The organism is Streptomyces purpurogeneiscleroticus, from assembly GCF_020024005.1.
GTDB classification, from domain to species: Bacteria; Actinomycetota; Actinomycetes; order Streptomycetales; family Streptomycetaceae; genus Streptomyces; species Streptomyces purpurogeneiscleroticus.
Window position 1 is genome coordinate 1 of sequence record NZ_NHSG01000054.1, and the last position, 6,759, is coordinate 6,759.

The 6,759-nt window shown below is 69.0% G+C and carries 6 protein-coding genes; 1 reads left to right on the top strand and 5 read right to left on the bottom strand.

Features of this window, described 5'->3' with window-relative positions; genetic code table 11:
• Positions 1 to 149: 149 nt before the first annotated feature.
• From CCS38_RS01560 to CCS38_RS01580, 5 genes are all read right to left on the bottom strand, one after another.
• Positions 150 to 935 carry an ABC transporter permease gene (locus CCS38_RS01560; RefSeq protein WP_223731364.1) on the bottom strand — a complete coding sequence of 262 codons (786 nt, stop codon included), beginning with the start codon at positions 933 to 935 and terminating at the stop codon, positions 150 to 152.
• Complete coding sequence (locus CCS38_RS01565; protein WP_223731365.1) at positions 935 to 1,864, bottom strand: ABC transporter permease; 930 nt, start codon at positions 1,862 to 1,864, stop codon at positions 935 to 937. Before CCS38_RS01565 ends, CCS38_RS01560 begins: the two co-directional genes overlap by 1 nt.
• Positions 1,861 to 3,027: an ABC transporter ATP-binding protein gene (locus CCS38_RS01570; RefSeq protein ID WP_223731366.1), complete on the bottom strand. Its 1,167-nt coding sequence runs from the start codon at positions 3,025 to 3,027 to the stop codon at positions 1,861 to 1,863. The genes CCS38_RS01565 and CCS38_RS01570 overlap by 4 nt, the downstream gene beginning before the upstream one ends.
• A 37-nt stretch (positions 3,028 to 3,064) precedes the next feature.
• The gene (locus CCS38_RS01575; protein WP_223731367.1) at positions 3,065 to 4,312 is read right to left on the bottom strand and encodes a polyamine ABC transporter substrate-binding protein; all 1,248 of its coding nucleotides are present in this window, start codon (positions 4,310 to 4,312) and stop codon (positions 3,065 to 3,067) included.
• A 72-nt stretch (positions 4,313 to 4,384) separates the two neighbouring features.
• Positions 4,385 to 5,902, bottom strand: coding sequence for a gamma-aminobutyraldehyde dehydrogenase (locus tag CCS38_RS01580; protein WP_223731368.1), 1,518 nt, complete (start codon positions 5,900 to 5,902; stop codon positions 4,385 to 4,387).
• 249 nt (positions 5,903 to 6,151) lie between these two features.
• Between CCS38_RS01580 and ybiA the strand changes: the two genes are divergently transcribed.
• Positions 6,152 to 6,733 carry a riboflavin biosynthesis intermediates N-glycosidase gene (gene ybiA / locus CCS38_RS01585; RefSeq protein WP_223731369.1) on the top strand — a complete coding sequence of 194 codons (582 nt, stop codon included), beginning with the start codon at positions 6,152 to 6,154 and terminating at the stop codon, positions 6,731 to 6,733.
• Positions 6,734 to 6,759 lie beyond the last annotated feature (26 nt).

A 6,759-nucleotide genomic window follows, 5' to 3' on the forward strand; every position in this document is an offset into this window, starting at 1 on the left:
GACGACCCGGACCGCCCCGCTGCCCTTCCGGCGCTGGTCGGCGAGCCAGAAGGGGGTGGGGGCGGCGTCCGCGAGCGCGTGCACGGCCGGTGCGGGCGTCCGGGCGGTCTGCCCGGCGGTGGGGTTCATGGCAGCTCGTGCCATGGTTCTCAGCTCCTCTTACGGCGTCCGGTGAACAATTGTCCGCCCAGTACGCAGAGCACGGCGATGAGGAACATCGCTGTTCCGATGACATTGATCTGAACGGGCGTGCCTCGTTGCGCCGATCCCCAGACGAACATGGGGAAGGTCACGGTGGAGCCCGCATTGAAGTTGGTGATGATGAAATCGTCGAACGAGAGGGCGAAGGAGAGCAGCGCACCCGCGGCGATACCGGGTGCCGCGATCGGCAGCGTCACCTTCAGGAACGTCTGCACCGGGGTCGCGTAGAGGTCCTGCGCGGCCTGCTCCAGCCGCGGGTCCATGCTCATCACGCGGGCCTTGACCGCGGTGACCACGAAGCTCAGGCAGAACATGATGTGCGCGATCAGGATCGTCCAGAAGCCGAACTGAATGCCCATGTTGAGGAAGAGCGTGGCCAGCGAGGCGGCCATGACGACCTCGGGCATCGCCATCGGCAGGAAGATCAGCGTGTTGACGGAGGAGCGGGCGCGGAAGCGGTAGCGGGCCAGCGCGAAGGCGATCAGGGTGCCCAGTACGGTGGCGCCGACCGTGGCCCAGACCGCGATCTGCAGGCTCAGTCCGAGGGAGCCGCACAGGTCGGCGACGCCGCAGGGATCGGTCCAGGCGTCGGTGGAGAACCGCTGCCACTCGTAGTTGAAGCGCCCGTTCGGCTTGTTGAACGAGAAGACCATCACGATGACGTTGGGCAGGATCAGGTACGCCAGCGTCAGCAGGCCCGCGATCACCACCGCATTGCGTCGAAGCCAGCGCATCAGACCAGGTCCTCCGTCCCCGACTTGCGGATGTAGATGGTGACCATGGCGAGGATGGCCGCCATGAGGATGAAGGAGAGGGCCGCCGCCGTCGGGTAGTCCAGGACGCGCAGGAACTGCGACTGGATGACGTTGCCGATCATCTTCTGGTCGGTGGAGCCCAGCAGTTCGGCGTTGATGTAGTCACCGGCGGCCGGGATGAAGGTCAGCAGCGTGCCGGCGACCACGCCGGGCATGGACAGCGGGAAGGTCACCCGGCGGAAGGTGGTGACGGGCTTGGCGTACAGATCCCCCGCCGCCTCGTGGAGCCTCGGATCGATCCGCTCCAGACAGGTGTAGAGCGGCAGGATCATGAACGGCAGGAAGTTGTACGTGAGGCCGCAGACCACCGCGAGCGGGGTGGCGAGCACGCGGGTGCCCTCGGTGAGGCCGATCGCGCTGGTGACGTCCAGGATGTGCAGCGAGTTGAGGACGCCCACGACCGGGCCGCCGTCGGCGAGGATGGTCTTCCAGGCGAGCGTGCGGATCAGGAAGCTGGTGAAGAACGGCGCGATGACCAGGATCATCACGACGTTGCGCCAGCGGCCCGCCTTGAAGGCGATCAGGTAGGCGAGCGGGTAGCCGAGGAGCAGGCAGAGCAGCGTCGCGGTGGCGGCGAAGACCACCGAGCGGACGAACTGCGGCCAGTACTCCCCCAGCGCGTCCCAGTAGGTGGCGACGTGCCAGGTGACCTTGAAGCCCTCTTCGAGGGAGCCGGTCTGCAGGGACGTGGACGCCTGGTAGACCAGCGGCGCGGCGAAGAAGACCAGCAGCCACAGGATGCCGGGCAGCAGCAGCCAGTACGGGACGAGCCGCTTGCGGGTGGGCGGCTTGCGCACTTCGAGGGCGGGCGCCGCCGGCTCCGGCGGCGCCTGGGTGGCGGCACTCACGCGGCCTCCTCGTCGGCGTCCGCACCGGCGGCGATGTCCTGGTCGGCGGAGAACCCGAAGGTGTGCGCGGGGTTCCAGTGCAGTACCACCTCGGCGCCCGGCACCAGCCGGCCGTCGCGCTCGATGTTCTGCTCGTAGGCGGCCAGTTCACCGGCCCCTCGGGTCTCGATCACGTACTGCGTGGAGACGCCGATGAAGCTGGCGTCCTTGATGCGGCCCGGCAGCCGGTTGACGCCCTCCGGTATGGATCCCGCGTCGTCGGCGTGCGTGAGGGCGATCTTCTCGGGGCGCACGCCCGCCAGCACCTTCTCGCCCGTACGGACGCTGCTCGCGGAACATCGCGCGGCGGGCAGCCGCAGCTTGGTGTCCCCGGCCGTCAGCAGCAGCTGTTCGCCGCCCGCCTCGGCGATCTCCGCCGCGATGAGGTTGGAGGTGCCGAGGAAGTTGGCGACGAAGGTGGTGCCGGGGTTCTCGTACAGGTCGGCGGGGGCGCCGAGCTGCTCGACGCGGCCGCCGTTCATCACCGCGACCGTGTCGGCCATCGTCATGGCCTCCTCCTGGTCGTGCGTGACGTGCACGAAGGTGATGCCGACCTCGGTCTGGATGCGTTTGAGCTCCAGCTGCATCTGGCGGCGGAGCTTGAGGTCGAGGGCGCCGAGCGGCTCGTCGAGGAGGAGCACCTGCGGGTGGTTGATCAGCGCGCGGGCGACGGCCACACGCTGCTGCTGGCCGCCGGAGAGCTGCTGCGGCTTCTTGCGGGCCTGCTCGCCCAGCTGTACCAGGTCGAGCATCTCGCCGACCTGCTTCTTCACGGACTTGACGCCGCGGCGGCGCAGCCCGAAGGCGACGTTCTCGTAGATGTCCAGGTGCGGGAAGAGCGCGTAGTTCTGGAAGACGGTGTTCACCGGGCGCTTGTAGGGCGGCAGCGCGGTGACGTCCTTGCCGGCCAGCTCGACGGTGCCGGTGGTGGGTTCCTCCAGGCCCGCGATCATGCGCAGGGTGGTGGTCTTGCCGCAGCCGGAGGCGCCCAGGAGGGCGAAGAAGGAGCCGGCGGGAACGGTCAGGTCGAGCGGCTGGACGGCCGTGAAGGAGCCGTAGGTCTTGCTGATGCCGGACAGCCGGACGTCGCCGCCGCTGCTGTCGTGCTTCGCGAGCTCTGTCATGTGTCGGGTCCCGGGGGTGAGGTGGGCGGAAGGGCGGTCAGGCACCGGTCAGGTCGGCGAACTTCTGCGCGTATTCCTTGCTCTCCTTGGCATTGAGTGCGCGGAAGTTGTGCGACTTGGACGCCATTTCCTCGTCGGGGAGGATCAGTTTGTTCTCCGCCAGCTTCTTGTCGATCTTCGCGAGTTCTTCGCGCACCCCGTCGACCGGGCACACGTAATTGATGTACGCGGCGATCTGCGCGGCCACCTTGGGCTCGTAGAAGTAGTCGATGAGCCGCTCGGCGTTCTCCTTGTGGCGCGCCTTGTTGGGCACCATGAGGTTGTCCGCCGCGGTCGTGTAGCCCTTCTCCGGGATGACGTACTCGATGTCGGAGTTGTCGTTCTGCAGCTGTACGACGTCGCCCGCCCAGGCGAGGCAGGCCGCCAGATCGCCCTTGCTGAGGTCGTTGAGGTAGTCGTTGCCGGTGAAGCGGCGGATCTGCTTCTTGTCGACGCCCCTCTGGAGCCGGGCGACGGCCGCGTCGAAGGTGTCGTCGGTGACGTCCTCGGGCCGCTCGCCCATGTCGAGCAGGGTCATGCCGATGCTGTCGCGCATCTCGGAGAGGAAGGCGACCTTACCCTTGAGCTTGGGGTCCTCCAGCAGCTGTTCCACGGAGTCGACCTTGCGGCCGCCGGTGGCCTTCTTGTTGTACGCGATGACGGTCGGGACGCCCTGCCAGGTGTAGGAGTGGGCGCGCCCGGGGTCCCAGTCGGGATTGCGGAACTGCTGCGAGAGATTGGTGTACGCGTGCGGCAGGTTGGCCGGGTCCAGCGGCTGGATCCAGCCCAGCGAGATCATCCGCGCGCACATCCAGTCGGTCAGGCAGATCAGGTCGCGCCCGGTGTCCTGACCGGCCGCGAGCTGGGCCTGGACCTTCCCGAAGAACTCGTCGTTGTCGTTGATGTCCTCGGTGTACTTGACCTTGATGCCGGTCCGCTTCGTGAAGGCTTCCAGCGTCGGGTGGTGCTTCTCGTCCTCGCTGACGTCGATGTACTCGGTCCAGTTGGAGAACGCGATGCGCTTCTCCTGGCGCGAGTGGTCGTCGGAGGAGCCCGCGTCCGTCCGGCCCGCGGGCGGGATCCCGCAGGCCGACAGGGCGATCGGGCCGCCGAGCGCCAGCACCCCGGCACCGCTCGCGCGCATCAGGGACCGCCGGGTCAGGGCCATCCGGCCGTTGGTCATACTGCGCCGCATGGCGGCCAGTTCCGCCGCGGAGAGCGGTTCGGGCTGCGCGGTGTGCTCCATACGGTGTGGCCTTTCGAGGTCGGCCGGTGGTCAGCCGGTGGAGTGAACGGATGGTGCGGCGCCGGACAGCTCTCAGCCGCGGTCCCCGAAGACGGTGCGGTGCCAGTCCTTCCTGGCCACGCCCGTGATGTCGTACATAACGTGCTTGACCTGCGTGTACTCCTCGAACGAGTACGCCGACATGTCCTTGCCGTATCCCGATGCCTTGTATCCGCCGTGCGGCATCTCGCTGATGATCGGGATGTGGTCGTTGACCCACACGCAGCCGGCCTTGATCTCGCGGACGGCGCGGCCCGTGCGGTAGACGTCGCGGCTCCAGGCGGAGGCGGCGAGTCCGTAGGGGGTGTCGTTGGCGAGCGCGAGGCCCTCGTCGTCGGTGTCGAAGGGCAGCACGACCAGCACCGGTCCGAAGATCTCGGACTGCACGATCTCGCTGTCCTGCGCGGCGTCCGCGATGAGGGTGGGCCGGTAGTACGCGCCCTTGGCCAGTTCGCCCTGGGGCGCCTCTCCGCCGGTGACGACGGTGGCGTACTTCCGCGCGCGCTCGACGAAACCGGCGACGCGGTCGCGCTGGGCGTGCGAGATGAGCGGGCCGAGGTCGGTGGCCGGGTCGAAGGGGTCGCCGAGCCGTACGGTCGCCATCAGGTCGGCGACGCCGCTGACGAACGCGTCGTACAGGGGGCGCTGCACGTAGGCGCGGGTGGCGGCAGTGCAGTCCTGGCCGGTGTTGATGAGCGCGCCGGCCACCGCGCCGTGCACGGCGGCGTCCAGGTCGGCGTCGTCGAAGACCACGAAGGGGGCCTTGCCGCCGAGCTCCAGGTGGAGGCGCTTGACGGTGGCGGTGGCGATCTCGGCGACCCGCTTGCCGACCGCGGTGGAGCCGGTGAAGGAGGTCATCGCGACGTCGGGGTGGCCGACGAGGTGCTCGCCGGCGTCCTGTCCGGCGCCCGAGACGATGTTGACGACGCCGTCCGGGATACCCGCCTCGCGCGCGGCCTGGGCGTACATCACTGAGGTCAGCGGGGTGATCTCGGCGGGCTTCAGGACGATGGTGTTGCCTGCCGCGATGGCCGGGAGGACCTTCCAACTGGCCATCTGCAGCGGGTAGTTCCACGGCGCGATGGAGCCGACGACGCCGATCGGCTCGCGCCGGACCGAGGAGGTGTGGTCGCCGCTGTACTCACCGGCCGCCTTGCCCTCCAGATGGCGCGCGGCGCCCGCGAAGAAGGCGGCGTTGTCGACCGAGCCGGGGACGTCGAACTCCCGGCTCAGCTTGATCGGCTTGCCGCACTGCAGCGACTCGGCGTACGCGAACTCCTCGGCCCGCTCGTCCAGTACGGCGGCGAAGCGGTGCAGCGCGTCGGAGCGCTCGCCGGGCGTGGCGCCCGCCCATTCGGGGAGCGCCTGCCGGGCCGCGCCGACGGCCGCGTCCACGTCCGCCGTCCCGGCCCGTTCGTACGTGTACACCTGCTCGCCGGTGGCCGGGTCGGTGACGGCCTGAGTGCGTCCGGAGGTCCCCGGGCGCAGCTCTCCAGCGATGAACTGAGCCCCTTGGGCGAATCGTTCGGTGACATCGAATCGCTGATCCATGGCGCTCTCCTCCACCGGCGGCCGAGCGTTCGCGGGCACTGCCGGGCGTAGCTCTTTCCCGAATTGATGGCCGATCTTGACAGGGAAAGCGGGGCCCAACAAGTGATTCCGTTGTTTCCTTTTGGTTACGCGACGGATTCTGCGAAATCCGTCGTTCCGCCGCCCGACACGTTGTCAGTGCCCGCTGGCAGAATCCCGGCATGGTGCAGGACCGGGTGGGACCGGATCGGGGAAGAGGGGGCGACGGGGATGACGGAGGAGACGCGCGTGGCCGACGGGCCGCGATCGGTGGCGGAGCTGTGCGCGGCGCTGGAGTCGGGCGGGAAGTGCAAGTACGTGTACTTCTGGGGCCATGCGCCGCGCCGGGACGGCAGTCTGGGGGCGAGCTGCTTCAGTCAGTGGTGGCCGGCGCCGTTCATGGTGGACGGCGTGCGGTACGCCACGGCGGAGCACTGGATGATGGCCGGCAAGGCCCGGCTGTTCGGCGACCGCCAGGCGTTGCAGCGGGTGCTCAGAGCGGGTCACCCCAAGCAGGCGAAGGACGCGGGCCGTTCGGTGCGCGGCTTCGACGACGAGACCTGGGAGCGCGCGCGGTACGACCTCGTGGTCAAGGGGAATGTGCACAAGTTCGGGCAGGACGCGGCGCTGCGTGACTATCTGCTGGGCACGGGGCAGCGGGTGCTGGTCGAGGCGAGCCCGCTGGACCGCATATGGGGCATCGGGCTGGCCGCGGACGACGAGCGCGCCGCCGATCCGGCCCGCTGGCAGGGGCTGAATCTGCTGGGCTTCGCGCTGATGGAGGCGCGGCAGCGGCTGGCGGCGGGGAGCTGAGGGGCCGGGGCCGGCAGCGCGGGGGC